The sequence below is a fragment of the Rhizobium giardinii bv. giardinii H152 genome, assembly GCF_000379605.1.
In the GTDB taxonomy this organism is placed as follows: domain Bacteria; phylum Pseudomonadota; class Alphaproteobacteria; order Rhizobiales; family Rhizobiaceae; genus Pararhizobium; species Pararhizobium giardinii.
Genome location: NZ_KB902613.1, coordinates 1 through 24,691, shown reverse-complemented (window position 1 = coordinate 24,691; position 24,691 = coordinate 1). Strand labels below are relative to the sequence as shown.

The window sequence follows — 24,691 nt, the reverse complement described above, 5'->3', positions numbered from 1 at the left end:
GCTTCTTGCGCGGAAATCGAACCGCAGGCCCGCTAATCATGCGGCACTGTGACACGCGCACGGTCGTGGATATTCCCTGCACAATTGTCGCTTTTGGAGGCAGTTGCGACTACAAGAGAAGCTTAGGGAATCTCTTCTCACGAAGTTGCTCTATCGCTTTTTCGGACGACTTCCATGGCTCGCCGTTGAGCAATGGTAGGACCTCCTTCCAAATAACTCCGAACGCATGAAGAGCGTCGTCGTCCGTGAACTCTACGCCTGGGGGAAGCAACGGCGCGATGTCCTCCGTCAGACTTTTCGTCAGCTTTTCGAGCATACGTTGCTCCGCGTTCGCCCGCGTGATGACATTGTCCTCGAGCGAAAGGTAGTGCTCGAAAGCAGCGACAAGCCGTCCCGCGTCGAGAGAAAGCTCGCGCCAGCCTTCATGTAAATCAAAAAGATCGCGGTTCTTTCTCCGCTGCAGGAGAGCCCTGAGTTTTGTGCCGAACAGCTCTTCCTTGTCATAGGATACGATATCGGCGGTACCGACGAACCATCCATTCTCTACCTTAAACGGGTACGCGTGAGTCCCGAACAGCGATTTGTGCTCGCGTGTGTTTATCTCTACCTTTAGCTTCAGCGACGATTCAGGCTCCGCCTCCGGTGCGAAGCGGAAGATGAGGTGCGTAGAATGACCCGCCTGCTCTCTTTTGAACTTCCCCAGCCATGACAGAGCGTCGCGGATTGCATCGATTGTGGGTCCGATCGGTTCGGCAGTGATCTGAACCAAGTCGATATCTTCTGAATAGCGCAAGGGCTGTTTGAAAAGCAGTTTGTTGATTGCTGTGCCACCTCGGAAGGCGATCTTGCCCTGGAGCTTCGGCGCCGAAAAGAGGTCACAGAGAGCGCGAGAAATAACGAGATCTTGTTCGATCTGGCGAGAGTCCGGCCACGGCGCCTGCGCAGCCCAGGCTGTTAGATGCGAGTTCGGGATCAAAAGTCGATCTCCACGGTTTCATTGATGTCGAGACGCCACCGATCATCTCTTGTTTCAGAGATGGAAAGGCCCTCGATCAGAGGCCTCACTGATGGGTCGAGTGGCGTATACTTGTCGGTTTGCTGGGCAAATGGCTGTAATGCGTCAGCCTGCTTTTTGTGGTTCGACAAATCGAGCAAGTAGCCGAGACGTCTAACTGAGGTATTTTCGAAGTGCTGCGCGATCGACGCCAACTTTTTTGGATTCGCTCGGTCGCCGATGTCCTTCGCAATTTGAGCCACGCCGTTGATACCGGTGGCGCGCTTAAAGTAGCGGATGCAGTCAAGGAGCGTTAGTTCCACGCCTGCGGCTTGAGCGTAGCCGGCATCCGTCTTCAGGGACGTCAGCCATTCCCCGTGGTTGGTTGCGCTAAAGATGCCGGGCGCCAAGTAGATGAACTGGATGCGGTGGCGTCCGATCACGATTGAACGGAACTGCTGCGGGACGACAACTTGAAACACCATCGCGGCCTGGTGCGAAGAGCCATGCATCGCGGCCGCGCGCAAGAGGGATATCCGGTAGTCTAGGCCCAGATATTTCATCAACGGATCGATCCAGCGCGCCGGATCCGGAGCTCCGGCAATCCTGTCTTCAGGCCGTAGGATAATGTAAAATCCGTGCCTTGGATTGGCTACCCTCTTTTTGGAGATTTGCCGCGTCAATGCAGCCGTGAACGCCTCGGGTTTCAGCGAGAGCTTAGCCAATGCCTCTTCGCGGGTAAATGTGGAGTACCCGCTGATGAGCTTTTCTTCGATGAAATCGTCCACAGATGCCATCCGTCGATCATACGCAAAAACAAACAAAAAAATAGGGGTTTTGCATATGATTGACGACGGAAGCTAACGGCCAGTCCAAGCTTGGCCGGCCGCGTCATCGCGGAAAGGTTTACCCTTTCCGCTTTCAAACAAATCAGGGACTTCTACCGGATGTAGGCTCGCTTGGACGCTGGAAGGTCCGAGCCCTTGCAGCTTTGCAAGGGTCTCTGGTCTACGGCTTCTCTCGTTCAACCAGCGGCGACGCCAAGCGTCGGCAATTGCGACGGCAGGTTCACACTGAACGTCCTGATTGGATAGTCCCAAAAGCGCCTCTCGTGCCCCGGCACCAAGTTCACACGCGTAAAACAAACGTGGTGTTGCATGGTGAAGAATCGTGTCGCTATCGAGACCAAGGGCATCGAGACCTTCCCTCATTTGTCGGAGCCTCGGACTGGTGCCTTCGCCGAACCGATTGTTGATTCGACGCGAAAAGTGCCGGGACTGAGCCATGGATCGAAGCGCGTTTGCGGTATCAGCCCCGAGATGCAGTGTGCCATATCCGCCAGTCAGACTGCTGCCGATCGGTTTCCAGATGACGTCAGTCTTTAGCAGTGGGCTGTTTTTCGCTTGGAGCGAAAGCCTGTTGTATTGACTCGAGCCGATTCCATAGAGACTTGTTGTCGTTAAAATACGAAGATCCGCCGGCTTCGAAATCGGGCGCCCGGCCATTTGTGAAGCTATCACGCTGACCTGATTGCTGTATCGACGCTCGTAGGCGCTTCGCACTTCCTCAGAGGCGAGAAGCAAGGCCACGAGCTTACCGCCAAGCAGTTCATTGTAGGGAGCGACCGCTCCGCAAACGCTGACATCAGCGATTCTGCTCGACAGGCCAGCCTTCCTGCATTCGGTCAAAACGATATCGATTGCGCGCTGACCGCTGCGGCCCGCGAGCAATTGTTCCAACGCCAGCGCAGGCTCTTCATCTAGGCGGGCCGCCCGGAACATCTGTCGAGCAAATAGCAACTGCGCAAGAACCTCGGCGCGCTTGCGGACGAACAGAAGGTCCTCGGACAGTGCCGACCAGTCTGCGTTAACGGCATTGCTCTTGACCGCGCCTCGCAGCGGCGAAACAGGCTCTCCATGATCCTGGCGGGCGTCAAAATGAGCACGCAATTCCATTTCCCTGGCATAGGCGGCTCCGGCAGCCTTCTGCTCCAAACGCAAGACGGTTGCCTCACTCGGCTCGGCGATGTCATCCGCCTGGACAAGATCGTCCCACCGGATGGCGGCGATCGATTGTTCAAGCTGTGATTGTAGTGACTGCGCGAGCCCTTTAGGGTCGAATGACCCGCTCTCCAACCGAAGCCTGGTTTCTTCTCGGAGCCATCCGATCCATCGGTCGCGGACATTTACACGCATTACGGGGCTCGCGAGCATGGCAATGCCGATGATGGGGTAGTTTACGCGGGCTGCATTGCGGATCAGGATCAGCAATTGGCGACCAGGTATCGGCCTGTATTCGTGCGCCCATGTGTGCCGAAAATATCGCCAGATATCGATCAGTTTTATGCCGGTGTGACGGCAGCAATTGCCGGCCTCGCAAATCTCGATCACTGGATCAATCAAGCTTGCGAGCATCGCCTGTCGTCTGTCGCCGTCTACTTCATTTATCGACGACAGCGCTTTCGACAACGCAGCGCCATCGTCAATCAGGTCCAAAATTGAACTTTTCTGGCCATTTGCCCGAACGAATCGCTTTTCCATTCTGCGAACAAATGAGACAACGGACGACTCCTTGAGCTGTCGCTGGCGTGCCGTTTGAAGCGCGGTCCGCACTCGCGCTTTAACATCGTCAACGGTTTGACTCCCCGCTCGGGTGATTCCGGGTGGTTCGAACAATATGTTCCCGTCATTGACGGAGACGCGCCAACCCTGCTCAACGAGATCGGCAACGAGCAGACAGATTGCCCTGAGCTTGAGGCTCTCCCCGTCGTCGATATACTGCCTGGCAAGATCGCGAAGCGCGTCGGCAAAGCTCGGTGGCGCACCACCTCCGGCCTTTAGCAGGGACTGGAGTTGCGCCTTTTCACCCGGCGCCAGAAAAGGAGAGAACGAACGTGCTGAACCGGGCCGCCGTGGTCCTTGAGATAGTCCATTATTCGTCTTGTTCGTCATCTTGCAGGTCGAGCCATGATATCAGCCATCCGATTGAACCGGCCATGCCAGTCGGCACCACCCTGTCAGCAAGTCACCATATTGATCCCTGCTTCGCGCGCTAGTAGAACCCGCCTGGTTGGCGAGCATATCGACAAGTTTGTGTAGGGCATTTGCACACGCGGCCGCACCCGCCGATCCATTGAATAACGGATGGGTCCCGTTTGCTACCATCCTCCCCTCTTTGTCTTCGATGAGAAGAGGAGGAACACCCGACTTGAGCCCAGCTTGACGAGGTTGCTCGACCCGGGCCTCTGGTTGAACGACAGCCCTTGGGGGCTTCGACATCGGCGGCGGTGGAAGTATCGCGGAGCGAACGAGCTTTGCCTGTTTCACCTTGCTGCGAAGCTGCTCAATAGCCTTGTGAATGCCCGCCTGGCGCAAGGCATCCCATATCAGAGCTGAAATAGAAACCTGCTGCTTCGATGTTGTCACACCGAAAAGCTCGTCAAGTGTGGCAGAAAATTCAATCTCAATGCGAATGTAGCGGTCGTTGTTGATGAAAACCGTCCATGGAGCGCGGTTTTGAACGTCGATCAAACGACCGTTGCGACTGAAGATCAGGCCATGATAGTCCTTTAGTATGGGGAAGCGCTGGTTGGCGTTGAGACCGACCGCATCTCGCATCTTATCGAGTGCGCCGAAAGTCGGCGGCAGCCACGAGTAGCGTAGCGTGATCTTCCCTTCTCGACCCGAAACAGGGTTCTTTATTGAGATCGTGACAGGCTCAAGCGGAACCGCTCGGTCGTCGTCAAGCCCGAAATAGTCTGCGGACGGCGTGAGAAAAAGCGGATCAATGGGGCGGACGCGGATACCGTCCACATAAAGGTCCGCAAGTTCCGATATCTTATGGTAGGTCACCCCTAGGTGGCGAAGCAGGTTTGTCCGCATCCCCAGTGCTGTCGTCCATTCTACGCGATCAAGCTTTTCCAGAACAACGATTGTTCCGGACCGCCATCCCTGAAGATAGTTCTTTTGGATGTGCTGGGAGACAAAATCGGGGATTTCCGTTAGCTGGGCGTTAGGCAGGCTGATTTGACCGTCTGCGGCTCTGTAAGAGCCATTTTCAAGATCATCGAGGTCGAGGCGAACCTCAAAAACTGGACCGCCGTCTAACTTTGACAAAATCCTGAAACGGCGTCCGATACTGACTGCAGCGCACGGGAGGCCGTAGCCATATCGTCCCAAACCTTCCCGGTCGTCCTCCCTATGCGTCCCTCCCCACATCATCGCCAGCCGCATCATTGCGGCAGGCATCCCATGTCCGTCGTCTATGACGGCGATCCGATTAGGCTTCTTGGCCGAGCCGTCATCGGCATATCCGAAGACGAGATCAACTCGCTGCGCATAGGCCTGAATCGAATTGTCGATAAGTTCAGCAAAGGCGTGGAGATTGCTGCGATATCCGATATGCCTGATCCCGCGGATGAAGGCCTCGTCGATGGTTAGCCCGTGCCGCGTAATCACATCTTGCGATGAAGCATAGGCCTCCTGCCTTGCGACGATCTCCTCGTTCTTTGCTATCATGTCCATTCCTCCGTGGCCGCTGCTCGTGGTTAGTCGCATCGGGCGGTCGCTAACATGACGTGATAGGATGGCGCTGTCAGCTGATTAATTGGAGGATTGTGCGTTTTTGTTTTTGGGAGAGAGCTTTCTCTTGGGTCAATTATCGCTCAACGGAAAATCACGTGTTGACGATCCATTGTACGAAATCGCGACGCTTGCCGTGCACGTCCATCAACGCAGACTTTAAGACACTCTTCCCGGTGCCAACATTAACGACAATCGTGTCCATCGCCCGCGTCAGCGGGATCATGATCCATCTGGCAGCATGTGCAGCAGCACTTTCTTCCTTGCTCGTCAGCAGATCATCGTTTTTACGATTCGATAGAAGCACTTGGTTGAACTTGTAATCCCAAAGCTGATCGAGGCCAAAATTGATGGACGTCCAGGCTTCCAGCCCTCGACATGAGTCGTATTGAACGAACCGAAGCTCATCGCGATGGCTTGCGAAAAATTCTCTCACATCCCGAGCAGTTCCGTCCCAAACCCTACCACCGGACTTCACATAGTGATCGGCGGCGCTGCACAGACCATCATCGCTTGTTGCGCGCACCATGGATGGTGGCACACAGGCCAGCATGTCTACGGGATGATTGCCAAGCGCCAGTGCCTCCCCCGCCAGATCACGGAGAACCTGAGGCCGGTCGAACAGATCGCCCTCAACGATGATGACGCGTCCGCCAGCGGCATCACTGTTCGGCTCGACATCCCAGTCCAGGATACCGAGGGCCTGTGCGACATCGCTGGCAAAAATCGCAATATTCGATTTCATGCGCATACTTCGCTTCAAGCGGCGAGACTGCACACTTCCCTTGGCTGTTCCGGTGATCCAGTCAGCCACACCATCACGGACGAATTGATCGACGCCATCCGAAACGGTGATCCGCTCCGTGCCGAAAATGCGTCGCAAAATGTCGATCTCGTCTTGCGGCCAATCTTGCCCTTCATCAACAAAGATAAGATCCCAGTCGAAGTCTGCCGGCGATCCGCGTCCGAGTTCAAGAAGATCATCATTGCTGATCGCGCCCGTTTGCAAGAATTCGATGAGATTGGCTTTATGGAGCTCAAAATCTTCAAGGAAGCCATCGTAATCAGAGATCACGCCAAGGGCGAGCATGACCCTGCCAAAAAACCCATGGGCCGTCTCGATCGCAATCCCGCCGTTCTCGACGCTGCGGGGAACACCGAGAAGGGCCATCGTTCTTCGAAGGTCGGCAACGAGCGCTTTGTTGAACGTGAGCAGGAGGGAACGCTCTTGGCGTTGATCATAAGATCGATACGCCATCTGGAGCAAATTAACTGTTTTGCCCACCCCTCCCCGGCCTCTGAGGATGGTCTGCCGTTTGCCGAGATCGTCGAGCCATTCATCGGGCACCGATTTCTTGGCGACGATATCCATCCGCCGCCGATCGAGCGGCGTCGGCTCGATGGCCTCGAAGAGACCGAACTTGCCCGCCAGAACCCCTTCGAACGCCTCATCCGGTCCAAAGGAAAGCGTCACCCGATTGCCGTTACGATGTGGCCGGGAGATCTGTCCGAGGACGTTCAGGTATCGCTCAAAGCTCGCATCATTTGCGATACAATTATGCGGCCGCTCCGGCAGATCAACTTCACGAAGGCCAGTAAAAAGAATCAAATCCTGCACATGGATGCGATCAAGTCCGTGCCGCGCCAGGTACTTCTTGAACTCAAACATCTGGATCCGGTTCTTTTCTGTGACGCATTCCCACTTTGCCGTACCGTTGCGCATGTAGCGCACTGATGCGACCTTGTCGTCGAAGTGCACCCCACCGGCATCATGAGATTTGACTTCGATGAGAAGTGCGAAGTTCTTGACCCAAGCCTGTCGTGGAAGAAATGGCTCCCCTTCTCGGGGATAAAATTTGAACTCGACTGCAAATTCGCGTGGCTCGCCCAGAAGCCCGACTACCACGAGATCCAGGTCCTCGACAGCTTGGCCATACATCTTGAAGCCGACGAAGATCTTTACTCTGTCGCGCCTGCTCTGAGCCAAGTCAGGCCAGACGTTTAAGAGCAAACGTCTGATATGAAGGGCAGCCTCATACTCCTGCCCTTCCTTGACCCCGATAATCTCGATCACGAATTGCCCTCAAGCTCAGCTTTAATTTTACGTGTTGCATCGGCAAGGTTGCCCCTGATGAGCAACTCGTTGAGGACATACACGCGGCTCGCATCAGGATCGCTATGGATGCCCGATATGACGGGGTCCGCCGCGTGCCCGTCGGTCAGCCCCCCTGAAAGGGCGACGATGATCTGAGAGCCATCTTTTGCTTTGGCAGTTATAGGAGCCTGAACCAAGCCGTGTCCGGGAACATCAACCGTTTCGAAAATCCGGACGTCGTAGCCCGGGTTCTGCCGTTTCAGATCGTCACCCAGGACGATCGTTGAGTTCCTGATCCGGGCACCATTAAACGGAAGGATTTGGCCGTGAACGAGGTACTCGAGAAGTTCGCTGCCAACGTGCCTGTCTAGCAGAGAATGTTCGAATTTGTTCTTGAAACTCCGCAGGCAGCGATAACATGACGAGTCACAGTTGTCGGGGCAGCCTTTCATAAGCTTCAGAGCTCTTTCGAAAAGCTCTACGCCTCTCTCGGCGAGTTGGGAAGAAAACCCTGCCCCGCCCGGCAAGGTGTCATAGAGGAAAATCTCAGCTTCAAGTCCACTGCGTCCCCCCGGCGTGAGTGCCGGACGATACTCGGCCATCAACTCCCCAGGTTCGATTTCGAGCATGTTGCATGCAGCCTTTGCAAGAGCTTCGCTTGCAGTCCGTAAAGCGACGTCTGTCTCGAAGCGAGCCGGCCGAAGCTTGAGAGGTGCCACCACCCTCAGCGAGAACAGCGCAATGTCGGTGATGAAGTCGGTTCCAAGAACCAGCCGACGGGTCAGGCCAGCGCCATCACACATGGGCTCTTTCTCGTCCGGGAACGGTTTTCGATGAGGCCCGCCGAGTGCGCCTGTGGCTTCGACATGGCTCTCTATTCTCCCGCAATGCGTACAGTAGTCGTATCCCTCGCGTTTCGGACCCGTATTCGATACCAGAAGATGGCTTCTGTCCGGCATGACACGAACTCGCTCGCTAACAACACGCCAACGCTCGTCATCACCTGGTGTCGACATCGTCAGTTTGGCCCGTGTGGCGTAAGATGTCTCCGGCATGTCGTCCGGGGAGGTGACCTCCTCGGCGTCGACCGGATGCGCAAATCCCGGAGGCCGCAACCAGAAATGCGCCGGCCCAAAGCAATCTTCCAGTCCACAGGCTCTACAATCTCGTTTGTCGCCGCGCTGGAGACCGCTGTTCAATTCGACTGTTTCGGCAAAGCTGCATTCGGAGCATTCCATAAAGAGGCGCCGCTTATTCCAAGCATCGCGTCGGTCTTGGGGCATAGCTGCATAAACGGCGCCAGAGGTATAACACTTACCGGAAATCCAGACCTGTTTGCCGGGCGCGTATTGGGAAAGCGCGACGGGCAAACTTTGTGAAGGGGCAAACTTCATGATCGGCCGATATGACTTCGATCGTTCTTCGTCGAATACGCTGAATGTCGCCACGTCGGTTGGAAAGGCGTAACGCGGCAAAACGCCCTTGTAGAGAAGCCTGTCCAACAATTTGCCGTCTGCAGCCAACTGCGGCGGTGGCGACTCTTCCCCTTCCTCCAGCGGAACTTCTATTATTTCGTCGTCTTGATCCTCCTCGCTCTCGTCCGCCGAAACCTCGACGGTTCTGCTCGCGGAGAGGGCGTTGTCGATTTCTCGAAGGCAATCCTCAGCCATGGCCTCGAGGAGCCCGTCGCGGTCCGGATCAGAAAGCTCGGTCGGCAACCACGAGGCCGCTCGCAACCGCAGCGGCTGAGTGTTCTTGTTCAACCACTCACCGAAATCGTTTCGGTTTAAAGTCCCCGATCCGGATTGAAACGCGTGGACCGAGCCAAGAACCGAAAAAAGATCAGGATTGGCAGTCGGATCGAACGCAGGAATTTTCGCTTGAAGGTAAGACTGGATGATAAACGCTCGGATGTGGCGCTTGACGATCTCTGGATTGTCGAGAGTCAGTTTCGGATCGACTACTGGCCCGGCAATCATAGCTTCGGGGTCGCTGAAATAATGCTCATCGTGACTGTCAGCACTTCCAAACGCTACAACAGTTGCAACGGCGTTGCCACGGCGTCCCGCGCGACCAGCGCGCTGTTGATAGTTCGCGCGACCGGGCGGCATGTTCCTCAACGCAACGCCAGACAGCGCTCCTATATCGATACCGACTTCCATAGTCGTGGTGCTCGAAAGAATGTCGATCGCTGTGACTTTATTGGGACGGTCGATCCACGTCAGTTCGACATCCTGGAATAGAAGCTCGTTTTCCTCGGCTTTTGAGAAGACGTCCTCGCTCTGCGGCGCGTTCAATTGGGCGGTATGCTCGGCCGCGATGAGCGCCATTGGCGGCTCTGACGAGTCTTCAAGGAGCGTTGCTACTGGCGCACGGTAATATCCCTTTCGGGCAACGAAGACCGGATCATTCATCGGATCGAGCTTTTTGATCGATGTTGAGGCACAGTCCAAACACTGCGGAATTCGCGGCACCGGCCGGTGAACGGATCGGCATGCCTCACAACGCACCCAGTCGCCATCCAGTTCTAGCGACAGGTTCCGTCCCAGAAGCCGTTTGAAGCCGTTGTCGTCTTGCGTGAACGACGCGTGAAGCCGCGGCTCCCAGTTCTTTTCGAAGATCTTGTAAGCGGCTTTGTCGCCGATCATCCTCTTCATAGCAGCAAAGGACGATTTCCTGCTTCGAACACTCGTCCCGCCACCTTTGCGATTGTACCAGCCCTGCGGCATCATATTGAGCCAAAAGCCCTCTCGATGCCAGCAGCGCAGCCAAGCGCGCGCCAGGGCAACTTTTTCGCTATCGGTCTCCGCAAATCCCGGAATTTTCGGAAGAGCAACGATGTTTGCCTGCTTATTCGCAGCTTCTCTTAGCGACGCCAGCGCTAGCGCCTCCAGTCCGAGATGCTTATCCCTGACCGTCTTGATTATGTCGTCGAGCAAGGCCGTCGGCGGTGTCTCGTAGACGAAATCGCTGCGAAGTCGAACGAGCCGCATCTCGTTCTCCAGTGCACCGTCGGCGACCGCATCGTCAACCAGGTTCTCAGCAAAGAATTCCCCATTTCGCATTTCTGGCCGCAGCCGGACGCCGAGCGCGCGGGAGGCAAGGGTAACTGCCAGATAAAGATCTTCCAGATTGAGATTGCCGGATAGCATTGGCGATTGATTGAGCCGGCCGTATCCCCAGACGATCAGCGAACGAAGAGCGTCTCGGACGGAGTACATTTGGAGGTTCGGCGCGAGTCTCGCGGCCACCTGACGGGAATCGGAGAAGACTAGAACTTTTCGGCCGCGCAGAGGCGCGAACCCTGACGCTGCTTGGATACTGGGTGGCTGAACTTGAATTTGCCGAGAGACCAAGGCTTGGAAGGGTTGGTCACCCTTCGTCTGGTGGTCCTGGATCGAGGTACGGCCAAAGCTCGCCGTCTCGCCGCAGACGGCGCATGGCGTAAACTGGCCGCGCGCCTCCAGCCGTATATCGCTTTGTCCTTCATCATCTATGGCCGGCGTTGTTCGATCCTTTCGAATATAGACGTTCCTCATCCTTGAGCCGGGAAGATCCGGATCCAGTTGACCCGTCAGAAGGTCGTAATTTGCTATTTCAGCAACACCGGTCTGTCGAGGCTCTTCCAGGAGAAGATCTAGGTCCAGGAGTTGGCCCACCTCTCCGGCGTGCATTTTCATGCGCCGACCAGGCTCCGACCAAAGTGTGTTTGGTTGATCCACGTCATTGGTATGGGCGCGAGCATGGGCCGCCCCGCAATTGCGGCAGGTAAAGAACTGCAAAACGCGGGCACCGCAGTTGCACTGTTCGCGTGGCTGCCCGAACATCTTCCCGCAAATGCCTGACTTGTCATCATCGGACACCTCAGTGCATTCGGCGTCCATGCAGACCCATAATCCCGGCAGGCCGCGATAGAAATTGTGAATGCGGCAAGGTAGCAGCCCGGCTTCACCGACGGATTCGCGCGCGACGCTGCCAAGCGCCAACAATGCCGTCAATGCAACGTTGGCATTTGCCTCACCTTCAGGGAAAAGCATCGGCGCAAGCTTTTCCAAAGGTTGCGCCGCTTTCATCGTCGAGTTGATAAGGAGAGCGATCGGCGGGAATGTTTCCAACGCCTGGAACAGATCACGCTCAACTTCGCCGGTTGGCTGAACATGGCGGTAGTCCAGGAATGGGGCGATGGCCTCACGCCGGCCGGCGGGATCTGCGGAGTAGAATTTCGCAAGATCGAGGGATGCCAAGATGGCTTCATCAGCTACGCTCGCCGCTGCCGGGTTCTGCTTAAGCTTCAACTGCCCCGTCACCGTGTGGAAGTTCTCCGCGGAAACTCCCGCAAGTGCAGCTCCAAACTCTCCCGCCTTATCAGCGTCGTTAAAACTCGCGGTCGCGCAGATAACCTGAAAACGCTCAGGAGGAATGTCCAACCGGTCGCGCAGACGCCTGAGTAGCAAGCCGACTTCCGCCCCAGCGGCGCCGCGGTAGAGGTGGGCTTCGTCAAGAACGACGGTGATTTTTTCCTCGGGATTTGCTGCCAGCCACGCTTTCGTGTCGTCGAATATTGACCGCTCGATCGGTCGCATCAGCATATATTCAAGCATCGAGTAGTTCGTGACGAGGAGATCTGGGCATGCAGCCTGAACCTCATGTCGCGTGATCAATTCCGAATCGTCGGCCAACGTGATCGCGCGAAGGAATTCGTCCGTCTTCTTGTCGAACCAGCGGGCGTTCTTTGCGCCAAACCAGGCTGCCAAATCAGGCTTTGCAGGCCATTTCCCTTTCTTCCTGAGTTGCGCCCTGAGGTTCTTCGCGTGATCATGATTTTCCGCACCCGGATCCGCTGCCTGCCTCTCGATCTCGACGAAAAATTCCTCGAAAGATGCAAGCTTCTGTGGATCTTTCTTGCGGTTGCGGACGCCCGCATAAGGCGTTCGACTTGTATAGCGCGCAAAAGTCGCCGGGCGCCCCGCCCAATTGCCGAACAGTTCGGTTAGACGTGGGTCGCCAAAGATTGCCCGCATTCTTCCCAGTTGGTCGTTGACGAGCGCGTTCATAGGATACAAAAGCAACGCGCGCATTGCACGGTGGTTCTTGAAGGCTTCCGGACGCTCTGCCGCTTCCCTTGCAAGCTTCCCGAGGATAGGCATTAGAAAAGACTCTGTTTTGCCAGAGCCCGTTCCGGTCATGATGACCAGGTTTTTGCCGGCGATCAGCGCGTTTTCGATTGCTTCCTTCTGATGGGTATAGGCGGGATTGTGTAGGAGCTTGGGCAAATCGCCCTTGGGCGCGGATAACTCAGAAAAAACCGACAGCGCTGACGGCGGCAATCCCTTTATCTCTTCGAACCGATCCCCGGTCTGGTACCGAGGCGTCGACTCCAAGTAGGGGATCTGATGAGTGACGCCGTTGCGATCCAGAAGTGCCCGGCGCTGGGCGATCAATTGGGCATTACCTATGTGGTATGTGGCCTCGATGTAGTCCTTCAAAGCGCCATGTAGGGATTCGATCGTTTCTTGAATTGTTTTGGACATGATTCACCGATTCAATCCGCTGCGCGGGATAAGAACAAAAAGGTTTCAAGGAATTTCTCAGTTGCCGACAACTCGGCAACAGGAATATCGAAAGATAAGAGACACGATCGCGCCGGAACTTGCTTCCCGGTGAAGATAAGCGCTCTGGTTGCCCAGTCTGGGATCGGGTGGAATAGGTCCAAGCCGGCCATATCCTCCCTTATCTCAACGCGGTATGCGACGGCCCTCCCCTGATGCGACTGCAGTGCCAACATCAATCTCCACGCGATGTCACACCCCCGCCACCGATCCTCGGGTTCGGGGAACTCGAAAAGCTTTACGACATCACCGTTCAAGAGTTCGCCGTAACCCCACCGATCGGCGCCATAAGCCTGGGCTCGACGCATCACGAAGCGGCCGGATTTCCCTTTGGCGGTCTCCCAGCGCGCTCGATAGTTCCTGCTCTCGGATGTGTGATTAAAGACTCGAAGATCTTCCAGATCGCCCCCCCTGCCGGATGCCGCAAGTTTTAGATCGGCTCTATCAATGAGATCTTTGACAGGTACGCTCTTGGGATGGCGAAGCCAGGTCGCACTCGATACTTCCCTCAGGCCCAGCGCGCCTAGCAGCGCGCGCAGGTCTTCACCTTCCTTGGGATAGACCTTTCTGGAGACGCCCCGAACGACAACCCGATCCCTCACGACAGCCGGAAGCGGGGTTTGTTCATCTCGGGTCAGGCCGATGATGTTCGCAGCATCGCCAAAGTGGATTACAAATCCGGGCGGAGCTGCAAAAAGCCACGTCCCTTTGATGTTTTCATCGACAGCGGTGACATCGTTCAGTTCGAGAAGATCCCCGACGGCCACAAGGGCATCGATTGTTACCTCAACCTGCTCCTGGAAAATCTCAGGATTCGAGACCAAACCTCGATGAGCATCCATCGCAGCGCGCAAAAGCGTTTTCGGAGAACAAGGACATGTGGCTCCGGCCAAGCGTCTCAGTGTCGCAGCGAGGTAAGAGTTGCTTATCGTCCCGTCATCGAAAACGCCTAGGAAACGATGCGCTGTTGTGAGAACTTCTAGGGCCGACACAATGGTTGTCATGAGGCCACCTTCACTGAACTCTGGCAATCGGTCGGAACCTGCGCATACGATAAAAGACGCGCTGCCCGCAGCATAGATCGGGCGTGTTTACCAAGCGAACTTAACCTGTCCAGGAGCGCAGGGTCCGTATAGCCCTCAGTAAGACAAATCGTGAGCGCAACTCGGGCGGTCGCTTCATCGCACACGCGGTATCTCTTTGCCATTTCAACAATTCGGTCGATACGCGCCGGAACGCCAAGCGAGTGAAGGTCTTCGAAATCTCTACCGATCAGAACAGCGAAAGCTGGCTTAGCTTCGATGTTCAGCGCCAGTGTTCGCAAATCGGCTGCCGTCTTTGCGGATAGGTCGTAAACCTTTTCCGCTTGGAACCAGACCTCTCCGCAGAGAATCCGGAACAGATGCCGCTCAAGGTTTTTGACAATGAGTTCACGGCGAACCTCTGCCAGGGGGCCCGCAAGCGCTGCCTGCCGCCATCGCGACAAGTGTGCCTGCGTTATTCGCAAGGCCTCCGGGCCGGAGGGAAAGGCATTTTCTGGCGGCTCGGGAGCAAGGTCCGACAAGCTGGCAACCAGAGGCATGCTAACCACTAGCCCTTCGCTTCCTTCGCCATGCTGGAGCCAAAACAACCCACCATTCGCTGGAGGCTCGAAACCTTCTGCAAGTTCCTGCGATTGCAGCAAATATGGTGCGCAGGGTGAGATGAACGGACAGAATTCTAAAGAAACCGGGGCCCTTCCGCCATGATCGTCGATGAGGCGTACCTGAGTAGCACGGCTATTACTGTGCCAGATGAGTCGAATGGGGCGCAAGTCGCGGCGCATTGGTATCCGACACGTCCCCAGTTCCTCGCTTGTGATGACGAGGTTCGCACTCGCTGCAGAAAGATAGGCCCACGGAGAGGAGGACCGCCTGATAAATTGTGTGCTTTGACGCCGCCATACCTCTTCATCGCAAGGTAGACTGGTCTCCATGACGACTTCGGTTGCGAGTTCTACATGACCCGCATCAAACAACTCGAGCGACACCGAGACAGGGTGTGACACGGGACCAAGTATGCTCAGGCTAGTGCGCCCCTCGAAGAACTCGTCGAGGCTTGGGTCTGGAGGTTCGATTGAAGGAAGCATCCCCCTAAAATCAGTTGCCCCCGCCGTCCATGGCACAGGCGGTTCAAGACGAACCTCGATGCTTGCTTTCGAAGATACGATCTCGCCGCTGAAGCTGGTTACTTTCGCGTCTAAATCGACCCGATGGATGCCCTGAGAGAGGCTTGGCAGGGATATAAAGATCGGGGTTGCAGCGGCAAGCTTAGGAAACAGTGCAGGGCTGCCACCGTCGACTGATACAGTGAGACTATGGACGTCGTGATCCGCCTCAATCCCGAATGTCGGCGTTTCTCCGACAAACCAGTCCGCTCGGCTATGTCCATCCCAGCGACGAGGCGGCAGACCAGAGGGCCAGAACGAGATCGATCGTGTGACGTGGATCCCCGCGAGGCGTAGCGTGCGAAATTCCGTATCGGAGATGTTGGCGGGAAGGTCGATGGATGAAACATGGCAGTTCAAGCACCGTAAGCGGATAGATGAGGCGAATGGCAGATTCGCAATAGGATCCCGCGACACTAAAATATAGCGTTTCCTCGCCTGAACCCGGAGAGCGGGAACCTCACGTGCTTTTCCGTCAAGTCCGATCTCAAAAAGCCAACGGGGCCCCTGCGACAATCGTCCGTGGGCCTTCAAAAGTGCATCAATAGTTTCGTGTGGTTTCTCAAATTGGACAAGGGGTTGGCTGGGATCCGGCCACGAGGTTAACACCCGCTGCTGATCGTCAGACATAAGCCAACCCGCCGGCCGAAATCCATCTGCGCCATTTATTCTGCAGCGCGTAACTTTCAAAAAACGTTCACTGTCGACTGAAAGATTGGCAAGCGCACCGTAGGAAGCAAATCGCGCGATCACGATCCATTCGCCGCCTTCCACACGCTGTAGAACGATTGAAGGTGTGAGATCAGGCTTAGCCTCTTTGGCGCCTGGCGCCTCGATGGCGACAGGGTGTTGGCTCCACATTCCATAATGGCCAACGCCTTTGATACGAGCGCGTTCGACAACACGACGTGCATCTCCGAGCCAAGCTCTTGCGCTTTGGCCTTTCTCAAGGTCGCCGACGATGCGGGTGAGTGTCCCTGAAAGTATTGTCTCGTCCGGCTCGATTTTCGAACCGCCAAGCAATGCTATCGCGATACGCCCGACCATTTCCTCTTGTTGCAGGAAATTGCGAAAGCGCGAGCTTCCCACTCCCCGCTTCCCAATAAACCTGCCGATCGCAGCAGGTCCCTCGTCCAAACGGGCCGCGATCCCGAAGCTGAGTTGATAGAGAGTCTGAGCCAATTGTGTTTGTAGATCTTGCGGAAGGATCGCGTGAGTGATGGGCCAGGCAATAATAGAAAATTGGCTAGCCCACGCGCCTTGCGGAACGACACCCCGGTAACGCCTGTCAAACCGTTTGAATGCGTCACGAAGCCAGCGCCGATTGTAACGATGAGACCAAAGAGGCGTCTGTTTCTCAAAACTGGTCCAATAGTCCTGACCATTGAAATTATAGCCCAACTCAGCGCCATAGACGACCCAAAGGAGCCAATCGGGTAGAAAGCTTGCGCCGTTGCGAAGCTGATAATGAAGGTGCTTTGTCAGTGAAGCGAATTCGTTGATGTCCAATCCATGCTCAAGGGCAAAAACTGGCGCGCCAGAACGTGCTCGCGCCGCGCGCAGTTCCTCAAAATGCCTGCTCAGGCGCTCGCCCCAGCTATCCGACAAAATTGTTTCGCCTCTACCCATGCATCCCAGCGTCGTCGCCTCGTCCTGCGTGTGATGGCAAGAAGGGAAGGCCCAGATCCCCGAACGAATCGACTGCACTAAGCAGTTGATCTTCTAATTCGATTGGATGCAACCGAAGGATAGTTAGCATCCTTGTTTAAGTCACAGATCCGAGCAGATTAATATTTTGCTTTTGTACTAATTCCTAGAAACTTGCCTGCAAGTCGCCGGAATTCCCGTCCTCGGTCGATGTCCCGTTCGCAAAACTCTGAACCGCTCGAAGCCCCTGACTGCTTTCGGAACTAGAGCCTACTTTCCCGCCACATGAGGTGTGGGCTCGGAGATAGCGTTGTTTACAAAGCATTTGATCATCGGCCGTGGGCTAATTTAGTATCTTGGAGCGACCAACTTCATCAAGACTGCCGGCGGCTGGCCGGGCACCTTGGCCTGAAGTTGAACAGCAAGCAACGATCCCAAGGCCGCCCACACGCGGTCGATTCCAAGATTCCCTCCCACTCGAAAGTTTAGTTCAGATGGCCAAAAGACCAGAGGCGGAGCTCAAGCTCGAAATGATCAATGTTGGTCACGGCGATGCTCTCGTCCTCCATTGGCTGCCGAAAGCAGGCAAACCATCAACCATTCTTGTCGACGGCGGACCTGTCGGGGGTGCAGGCCCCCTCAAAACGACCCTCGGTAGACTGGGCGCTACGCAAATCGATCTGGCCGTTCTCAGCCACTGTGATGCCGACCATATCGATGGACTGTTGGCCTATGTCAAACAGAAGGACGTTCTCCCAATCCGCCGTTATTGGGGACCTTGCGTTCCAGCCTTTCGGCGGCACGACTGGCTTTTCGGCCCCCGTATCGCACGCGGTCTCGATCAGACCGAGGCCTTGGAAAAGGCTCTACCGCCCTTGTGTGACATTTCCTGGCCGGTCGAGGGCGCGAGTTGGACAAGTCCTGACGGCGGCCTTTCGATCAAAGTTATCTCCCCAGCCGGCCGTCTCATCGAACGGCTTCTTGTCGGCAGTGACTCATTGAGCCTTTTCCTCGAGCAGCCGATGCCGGTCGGTTGGCTGTTGCGGGATACCGAAGAGGAAGCCGACATCGAGGATTTGTTTTCCGATCTCCGCTTCGCGATTTCGACCGGTGAGATTGCACCCGACCGTGTGCCGTCGCTGCCTCCGACAGCACGCCCAGCGCCACCGGCAGATTTCAGAGAAGAGGCTGCAACGAAGGGTGTCGAGCCTGAATTCTTCGGGAATTCGGTCTTGAACGACACCTCCATCGTGCTCCTGGTGCAGGCACGGCTAGGAGTCCAGACGCGCCGCTTCCTGCTGACGGGCGACCTAGAAAACTTCACCTATCTTATGGCTCGGTATCCGATGGGGCTTGCGTGCGATATCGTGAAGGTGCCGCACCACGGCTCCTACAGTTACATCGATCGTGACCTAGCCTACGATGCCGTGTGGCAATGGATGCGGCCGCGGGCCGCCCTCGTCAGTGCGAATGGAAAGCATAAACTTCCCCGCAGCGACTTTCGCGACGCGGCGCTGCGCTATGGTGCAACTCTGTTTTGCACGTCACGACGCAGCCGTGAGATCGTCAGTGGAACAGCGACGGAGCCTTGCTGTCAGGTCCAATATGCCTGCAACAGCCAGGCACCCGTTTCACTGTCTGTGTCGGAAAAGGGCATTGAGGCTGAGGGTATCGCCTGCGCGCGCGGCAACCTGTCGGGCGTGATGCCCGTCATAGAGGTGCGCCAGCATGTCGTGGAGCCAAGCCCGATTCTGTCGACCATGGCGGAAACCGAGATCCGTAAACATATGGACTGGGCCGTGGGTTGGCTACGCGCCACGCTCAAGGAGCGTCAGGCACGACCCGCCGACGGGGACCTGATGCCCATTTCGCTGAAAGTCATGTCTCAGGCAGCGGTTGCAGCACGTCGCGTTGCTGCAGCAACAGAGATGGAGTCGGTTCTGGAGCGCGCGGCGCGCTCGGGTAAGGTCTGGCTGTCTCCACGCCGTTATCGTGGAGACGAGCGATCGGTTTGGATCATGCCGCACAACGATGAGATCGTTGAATTCAAGTCCTGGATAGATCGCTTCGCTGTCATTCAACTGGCGATAAAGACGCGACATTCCGCAACAGCTCCGGAAGAACTCCTCTATGCTGTAGAGATTGATTGGATTGCGCGGCGTTTTTCTGAGCAGTTCGCATTCCCACGAGACATGTTCGAGAGCTCACTCTGGCCGATACTGGTCGGCCATCTCCTGAAAACCAGATCCATTTGCGCGAGGCCGCTACCCGATGGGACGTATCGGTCATCTGAGGCTTCGACTCTGCTCGTTCTCTTCAGAGAAATCGATATTGAGGCGGCATTCATTGCGCTTGTTGGGCGCCTGACATCCCTTTCGGATACTGAAGAGCTCCGACAGTACATTTCGGCAGTTGCCGGAATGCGCCAGTATGGTGGTCCTCCCCCCTATTGGCCCCCGGCACTTGCTAACATCGTTACACCGTTGTGGCTCGAAAAGGCTCTTCCTCCAAGCGGATTAATCGGAAACAGCTATGAGGTGCCGTTTTCGTTCCTCGGTCAATTCGATGGTGCCGATAAGGTCCAAGAATGGATCCGACTCCTCTTACAGAACTTTTCGACGCCCCTTCCCGACACATTATTACGGCCCGCGATGGCAAGCCTCATCCTCTCCGGATTCGAGATCATCAAGAAGCCGCGATCAAGCAAATGAAATTTCGTCTGTCTCGGTTCGGTTGGGTTGCTCGCGCAAAATGGCAAGCGCCGGCACCTCGCGTGTCGTAGAAATCGGGTAAATGGGAAGACTGGCGCTCTCCAGTTGGCATTAAAAAGATAAGCGACAACAAAAAGGAGCGATCGCGGATTTCGCCGCGCTGATGGAAAAAGATGAAATCTGGTCAGCCACCCTCCGGGGCACTGCCGACAGCTTCGGGGAGGCGAAACAAGCCTAGTGTAGTTTGTCGTGCAATTTTGCTGAGTTCATCAAGCACGGCTTCCGTCGTGTGACGTACGGCGATCAATCCGCACACCCCCGCAGCGACAGCCTCTCGCCCGATCTCAGAACTGTCCACCAATGCGAGTGCGCTGAAGCCATTCGCCACGGCCGCCCTTAGAAAGGAAATCTCCGTCTTCGCCCCATAGCCTAAGTCGTCGAGGCTCAAACGCATTTCCCCATCAACCATGCTGACGCTCGGAAAGTTAACGACGCCGGTGAAGCCGGCACATTCCAACGCCCTTAGAATCTCTGCATGACGACGGAACGGATCGAGGGCAAATACCCCCGCATAGAGATGCTCCGGATATTTTCTTCGGGGTCCAAGTTCAGACAGCAGACGCCCGTTGGCGTCATGTATTGGGAGCAGGACAACGCTGTCATAGCTGGCGCCCAACCCTTTGCAGGAAGGGCAATAGAGCGAGACGCGCTGCGCCTGCGCGCCGGCTACCTCCAGGTCTGTCACGATCTGGATTGAAGGAAGGATTGGGAGAGCGCGCATTTTGATCCTTGCGGAAAGCTACCCAATTTTACCCAAAGCACCGACAGAGCACAATTGAAATGCTGACCGCATGGGTTCTATTTCTCTTTCATCGAGAGGCGAGCCGATCGAGGGGAAGTTGGGAGGAGACCAATGAAAACAGTCTATGTGGTGGGGACTTGCGATACCAAGGGCAGCGAACTGCGATATCTCCGCGACCTGATCCGGGATGCGGGTTGCGACGTCGTTCTGGTCGATGTGTCGGTGTCGGTGCTTCACAACGAAGCGTCAGATGTCGACGTTCAGTCGTCGGAGGTGGCGCGTTTCGACCCCAATCCGCCTAGAGCCGAGGAGCTCAAGGACCGCGGCAAGGCGGTCGCCGCTATGTCACGGGCCTTGGTCGAGTTCATTCACTCCCGCGCGGACGTTGACGGCATCATTGGTGCGGGCGGAACGGGTGGTACGGCGCTCATCGCCCCTGCACTGCGGGCGCTCCCGATCGGCACGCCGAAGGTTCTCGTCTCGACGGTGGCTTCGGGCAATGTCGCGCCCTATGTCGGGCCGACCGATATCAGCATGATGTATTCGGTTACCGACGTGTCTGGGCTCAACCGCATCTCCCGGGTGGTCCTCGCCAACGCTGCCAATTCCATCGCCGGAATGGTGTTCAACAAGCCTGTTGTCGCTGCGGCCGACGAGAGGCCTGCAATCGGCCTAACGATGTTTGGCGTCACGACGCCATGCGTCCAGGCAGTGACCCGGACGTTGGAAGCGGATTTTGACTGCCTGGTATTCCATGCCACCGGCACCGGCGGGCAATCCTTCGAGAAGCTCGCCGATTCGGGTCTGCTGGTCGGCGGGATCGACGTCTCCACCACCGAGGTCTGCGACTTTCTCGTCGGCGGCGTCTTTCCCTGCACGGCCGATCGGTTCGGCGCCTTCGCCCGGACCAAATTGCCCTATGTCGGCTCGTGCGGCGCGCTCGACATGGTCAATTTCGGAGCAATGGAGACGGTCCCGACTGAGTTTCGCTCGCGCCGTCTGCATGTCCATAATCCTCAGGTCACGTTGATGCGCACGACCCCTGAGGAATGCAACAAAATTGGCGAATGGATCGGCGAGCGGCTCAATCTTTGCGAGGGTCCTGTCCGTTTCCTGATTCCGGAGCTCGGCGTCTCGGCGATCGATGCGCCCGGTCAACCCTTCCACGATCCGGAAGCCGATGCTGCCCTGTTCGCAGTGCTCGAACGCACGCTCCGTCGCACCGCCAAGCGGCAAGTGACCCGCGTTCCCCTGCACATCAATGATCCGCAGTTTGCGGATCTCCTTGTCACAAACTTTAGAGAGGCCTTTCGTGAGCACTGACACCTATAACCGCCGTCCCACCCGCGCAGAACTTCTTGACCGTTTCAAGCAAAAAATCCGAGGCGGTGAGCCGATCATCGGTGGCGGCGCCGGCACCGGCCTTTCCGCGAAAAGTGAGGAAGCCGGCGACATCGACCTCATCGTCATATACAATTCCGGCCGCTACCGCATGGCCGGCCGCGGTTCGCTTGCGGGCCTTCTCGCTTATGGCAACGCGAACCAGATCGTCGTCGACATGGCGAGCGAGGTTCTCCCTGTCGTGAAGCGTACCCCGGTTCTTGCCGGCGTCAATGGTACGGATCCATTCGTCGTCATGCCGAACTTCCTGCGCGAGTTGAAGGAAATCGGCTTCGCTGGTGTGCAGAACTTCCCGACCGTTGGTCTGATCGACGGGCTGTTCCGCCAAAACCTGGAAGAGACTGGCATGAGCTATGCTCAGGAAGTCGAGATGATCGCCGAGGCGCACAAGCTCGATCTGTTGACGACACCCTACGTGTTCAATCCTGAGGACGCGGTGGCTATGGCCAAGGCTGGTGCCGACATTCTCGTCTGCCACATGGGCTTGACGACGGGTGGTGCAATTGGCGCACGTTCTGGCAAATCGATGGACGACTGCGTCGCTCTAATCAACGATTGCATAGAAGCGGCGCGAGCGGTTCGCGACGACATCATCATCCTCTGCCACGGCGGTCCGATCGCCAATCCGGAGGATGCACGGTTCATCCTGAGTTCGTGCCCGGGATGCCACGGCTTCTACGGCGCAAGCAGCATGGAGAGGTTGCCAACCGAAGAAGCGATCAAGTCCCAGACGCTCGCCTTCAAGGCGATCCGCCGCAACAAAGCCTAGCTGCATTTAGGAGATAGTAGATGTCGGTGTTCAAAAGTGGAGAACAGTCGCCGGGCTGGTGCGAAGTTACCGGGTTTGAATTCGTTGAGCTCTCCGGGCTACCCCTTCCGCTGCCAGTCGAAGCCGAAAAGAAGCGTCTGCTGGTCACGCGCGGATCATGCCGGCTGACGAGCGGAAAGAGGGCGCAGGTGCTTTACGAAGGTCAGTTCTCGGATCTGGATGAGGCAAACGGTCCTTTCATCGCAGATGCTGGCGATGAGACGGCACAGATCATTCTATTCAGCGGTAAGTGGGGTAGTGAACTCGGCGGATGCGGCGTTTTCCGGGTTTCTCCTAGCAATACCGTTGATACGCAAGGCGATCCCGTCAGCTACCCAAAGGCGACCAATTTCGATTCACATTACCACGACTGTGACGAGTACTGGGTGATCATCGAGGGAGCGGGAACCGTCGTCGTCGGATCGCGCAGCTTCGAGGTTGAAGCCGGTGATTGCATAGCGATTGGCATGGGCCACCATCACGACCTTCCGCAAGTTAGGGACCACGTGAAGGGTGCCTATTTCGAAACAACGCTCGAGGGCAAGAAGCGCTTTGGGCACCTTTGGGAGCACAAGCATGGTCCGGCCGATGTTCGCCCTGAACGGGTCTGATTGGCGTCCGAGCTTGTTAGGGAGAGATAATCATGGCCTATAAGGTCCTTCATGTCGGAGCGGGTGGTTTTGGGGAATATTGGTGCAGAGAATATCTGCCGCCGAACATCGCCGATGGAACAATCGAAGTTGTGGGGCTTGTGGATATCAACCCCAAAGCCCTTGAGATCGGTCGGAAGCACCTCAATCTTGAGAGTGCGCAGTGTTTTACGTCGGCGGCACAAGCTTTCGGAGCGGTGGACGCCGATTTGTGCACCATCGTGGTTCCGCCCGCCCATCACGAGTCGATCGTCGATCTGGCGCTTGGACGCGGCATGCACATCCTGTCCGAAAAGCCCATCGCCGATACCATGGAGGCGTCCGTCCGCATCGCCGACAAGGTGAAGGCCGCGGGCCGCAAGATGGGCGTGACGATGAGCCACCGCTTCGACCAGGACAAGTCGACGCTGAGGGCGATTGTCAGCAACGACGCCCTCGGTCCGATCAATACCGTCTCAGGTCGTTTCGCGGGCGACTACCGGTCGTACGATTCCTGGGGTCGATTCCGGCACGAGATGGTCCATCCGATGTTGATCGAGGGCGCGGTGCATCATCTCGACATCATTGCCGATCTCGCGGGTGCGCCGTGCACGTCGATCTATGCCCGCACCTGGAAGCCGCAATGGGCAGAATACAAGGGCGACACAGACGTCATCGTTGTTATGGATTTCGCAAATGGGTCCCACGGGGTATATGAGGGGTCATCAACGCAAGCAACAGGACTCAATAGCTGGTGTAGTGAGTATTTTCGTGTGGAAGCAGCATTCGGAACGGCAATTCTCGACCATCGGGAAATCGAAGTGTTTCACAGAGATCCCAACAGGATCAAACAACTCAGCCGACATGGCAAAGGACAGAAAGTACAACTCCTTCCCGGGGTGAAGTGGGAAAATGCTTTATTGATCGAGCAATTCTGCCATTGGCTCGACGGCGGACCACCAATGCCCACCAATGTTGAGGATAACCTGCAATCCGTAGCGCTTGTGTTCGCAGCCATCGAGAGTGCGCGTCTCGGCCAACCCGTAAAAGTTCAGGAATTCCTGCAGTCGTTTCGAAATAGCGCTTCGATCACACCTAGGTAAGTTGTAGGTTGGCCTCACAATGGCTGATCCGATCGCACATCCTGCCGACCCTCGATCTCTCGTCTCTGCTCCCGCGCATGCGAGGGTGGAGATTGTTGCGACGCTC

14 protein-coding genes are annotated in these 24,691 nt (G+C 56.4%); 5 read left to right on the top strand and 9 right to left on the bottom strand.

All coding sequences use genetic code 11. From position 1 onward, the window contains the following. Window positions 1-109 precede the first annotated feature (109 nt). The 8 genes from A3AY_RS0110050 to A3AY_RS0110015 form a co-directional block, all read right to left on the bottom strand. Window positions 110-976 (bottom strand): nucleotidyl transferase AbiEii/AbiGii toxin family protein, encoded by an 867-nt coding sequence (locus A3AY_RS0110050; RefSeq protein ID WP_018325551.1) that lies wholly within the window; start codon window positions 974-976, stop codon window positions 110-112. Next, window positions 973-1,782 carry a type IV toxin-antitoxin system AbiEi family antitoxin domain-containing protein gene (locus A3AY_RS0110045; RefSeq protein ID WP_162709216.1) on the bottom strand — a complete coding sequence of 270 codons (810 nt, stop codon included), beginning with the start codon at window positions 1,780-1,782 and terminating at the stop codon, window positions 973-975. Before A3AY_RS0110045 ends, A3AY_RS0110050 begins: the two co-directional genes overlap by 4 nt. A gap of 72 nt (window positions 1,783-1,854) precedes the next feature. Then, complete coding sequence (locus A3AY_RS0110040) at window positions 1,855-3,945, bottom strand: Druantia anti-phage system protein DruA (RefSeq protein WP_018325549.1); 2,091 nt, start codon at window positions 3,943-3,945, stop codon at window positions 1,855-1,857. 21 nt (window positions 3,946-3,966) lie between these two features. Continuing rightward, complete coding sequence (locus A3AY_RS0110035) at window positions 3,967-5,511, bottom strand: ATP-binding protein (RefSeq protein ID WP_112864704.1); 1,545 nt, start codon at window positions 5,509-5,511, stop codon at window positions 3,967-3,969. A gap of 157 nt (window positions 5,512-5,668) precedes the next feature. Next, window positions 5,669-7,648: a DEAD/DEAH box helicase gene (locus A3AY_RS0110030; RefSeq protein ID WP_018325547.1), complete on the bottom strand. Its 1,980-nt coding sequence runs from the start codon at window positions 7,646-7,648 to the stop codon at window positions 5,669-5,671. Then, window positions 7,645-13,200 carry a DEAD/DEAH box helicase gene (locus A3AY_RS0110025; RefSeq protein ID WP_018325546.1) on the bottom strand — a complete coding sequence of 1,852 codons (5,556 nt, stop codon included), beginning with the start codon at window positions 13,198-13,200 and terminating at the stop codon, window positions 7,645-7,647. Before A3AY_RS0110025 ends, A3AY_RS0110030 begins: the two co-directional genes overlap by 4 nt. Before the next feature lie 11 nt (window positions 13,201-13,211). Continuing rightward, entirely contained in the window at window positions 13,212-14,132 is a 921-nt protein-coding gene (locus A3AY_RS0110020) for a hypothetical protein (protein ID WP_154663273.1), read from the bottom strand. A 146-nt stretch (window positions 14,133-14,278) separates the two neighbouring features. Further along, window positions 14,279-16,993: a hypothetical protein gene (locus A3AY_RS0110015; RefSeq protein WP_112864703.1), complete on the bottom strand. Its 2,715-nt coding sequence runs from the start codon at window positions 16,991-16,993 to the stop codon at window positions 14,279-14,281. Window positions 16,994-17,625: 632 nt separating this feature from the next. Here A3AY_RS0110015 and A3AY_RS0110010 point away from each other — a divergent pair. After that, the gene (locus A3AY_RS0110010; RefSeq protein ID WP_018325543.1) at window positions 17,626-19,842 is read left to right on the top strand and encodes a ComEC/Rec2 family competence protein; all 2,217 of its coding nucleotides are present in this window, start codon (window positions 17,626-17,628) and stop codon (window positions 19,840-19,842) included. A 184-nt stretch (window positions 19,843-20,026) separates the two neighbouring features. On the opposite strand, the gene A3AY_RS0110005 is transcribed toward A3AY_RS0110010, so the two are convergent. Then, the gene (locus A3AY_RS0110005; RefSeq protein WP_018325542.1) at window positions 20,027-20,623 is read right to left on the bottom strand and encodes a phosphoenolpyruvate hydrolase family protein; all 597 of its coding nucleotides are present in this window, start codon (window positions 20,621-20,623) and stop codon (window positions 20,027-20,029) included. Window positions 20,624-20,755: 132 nt separating this feature from the next. Here A3AY_RS0110005 and A3AY_RS0110000 point away from each other — a divergent pair, with 132 nt between their 5' ends. Genes A3AY_RS0110000 through A3AY_RS0109985 form a run of 4 tightly spaced genes read left to right on the top strand, consistent with a single transcriptional unit; the run spans window position 20,756 to window position 24,585 of the window. Then, a complete protein-coding gene (locus A3AY_RS0110000) occupies window positions 20,756-21,967 on the top strand; it encodes a Tm-1-like ATP-binding domain-containing protein (protein ID WP_018325541.1) in 1,212 nt (403 codons plus the stop codon). Further along, window positions 21,957-22,814 carry a phosphoenolpyruvate hydrolase family protein gene (locus A3AY_RS0109995; protein ID WP_018325540.1) on the top strand — a complete coding sequence of 286 codons (858 nt, stop codon included), beginning with the start codon at window positions 21,957-21,959 and terminating at the stop codon, window positions 22,812-22,814. Before A3AY_RS0110000 ends, A3AY_RS0109995 begins: the two co-directional genes overlap by 11 nt. Before the next feature lie 20 nt (window positions 22,815-22,834). Continuing rightward, complete coding sequence (locus tag A3AY_RS0109990) at window positions 22,835-23,464, top strand: cupin domain-containing protein (protein WP_018325539.1); 630 nt, start codon at window positions 22,835-22,837, stop codon at window positions 23,462-23,464. Window positions 23,465-23,496: 32 nt separating this feature from the next. After that, complete coding sequence (locus tag A3AY_RS0109985; protein WP_018325538.1) at window positions 23,497-24,585, top strand: Gfo/Idh/MocA family protein; 1,089 nt, start codon at window positions 23,497-23,499, stop codon at window positions 24,583-24,585. The last annotated feature ends 106 nt before the right edge of the window (window positions 24,586-24,691 follow it).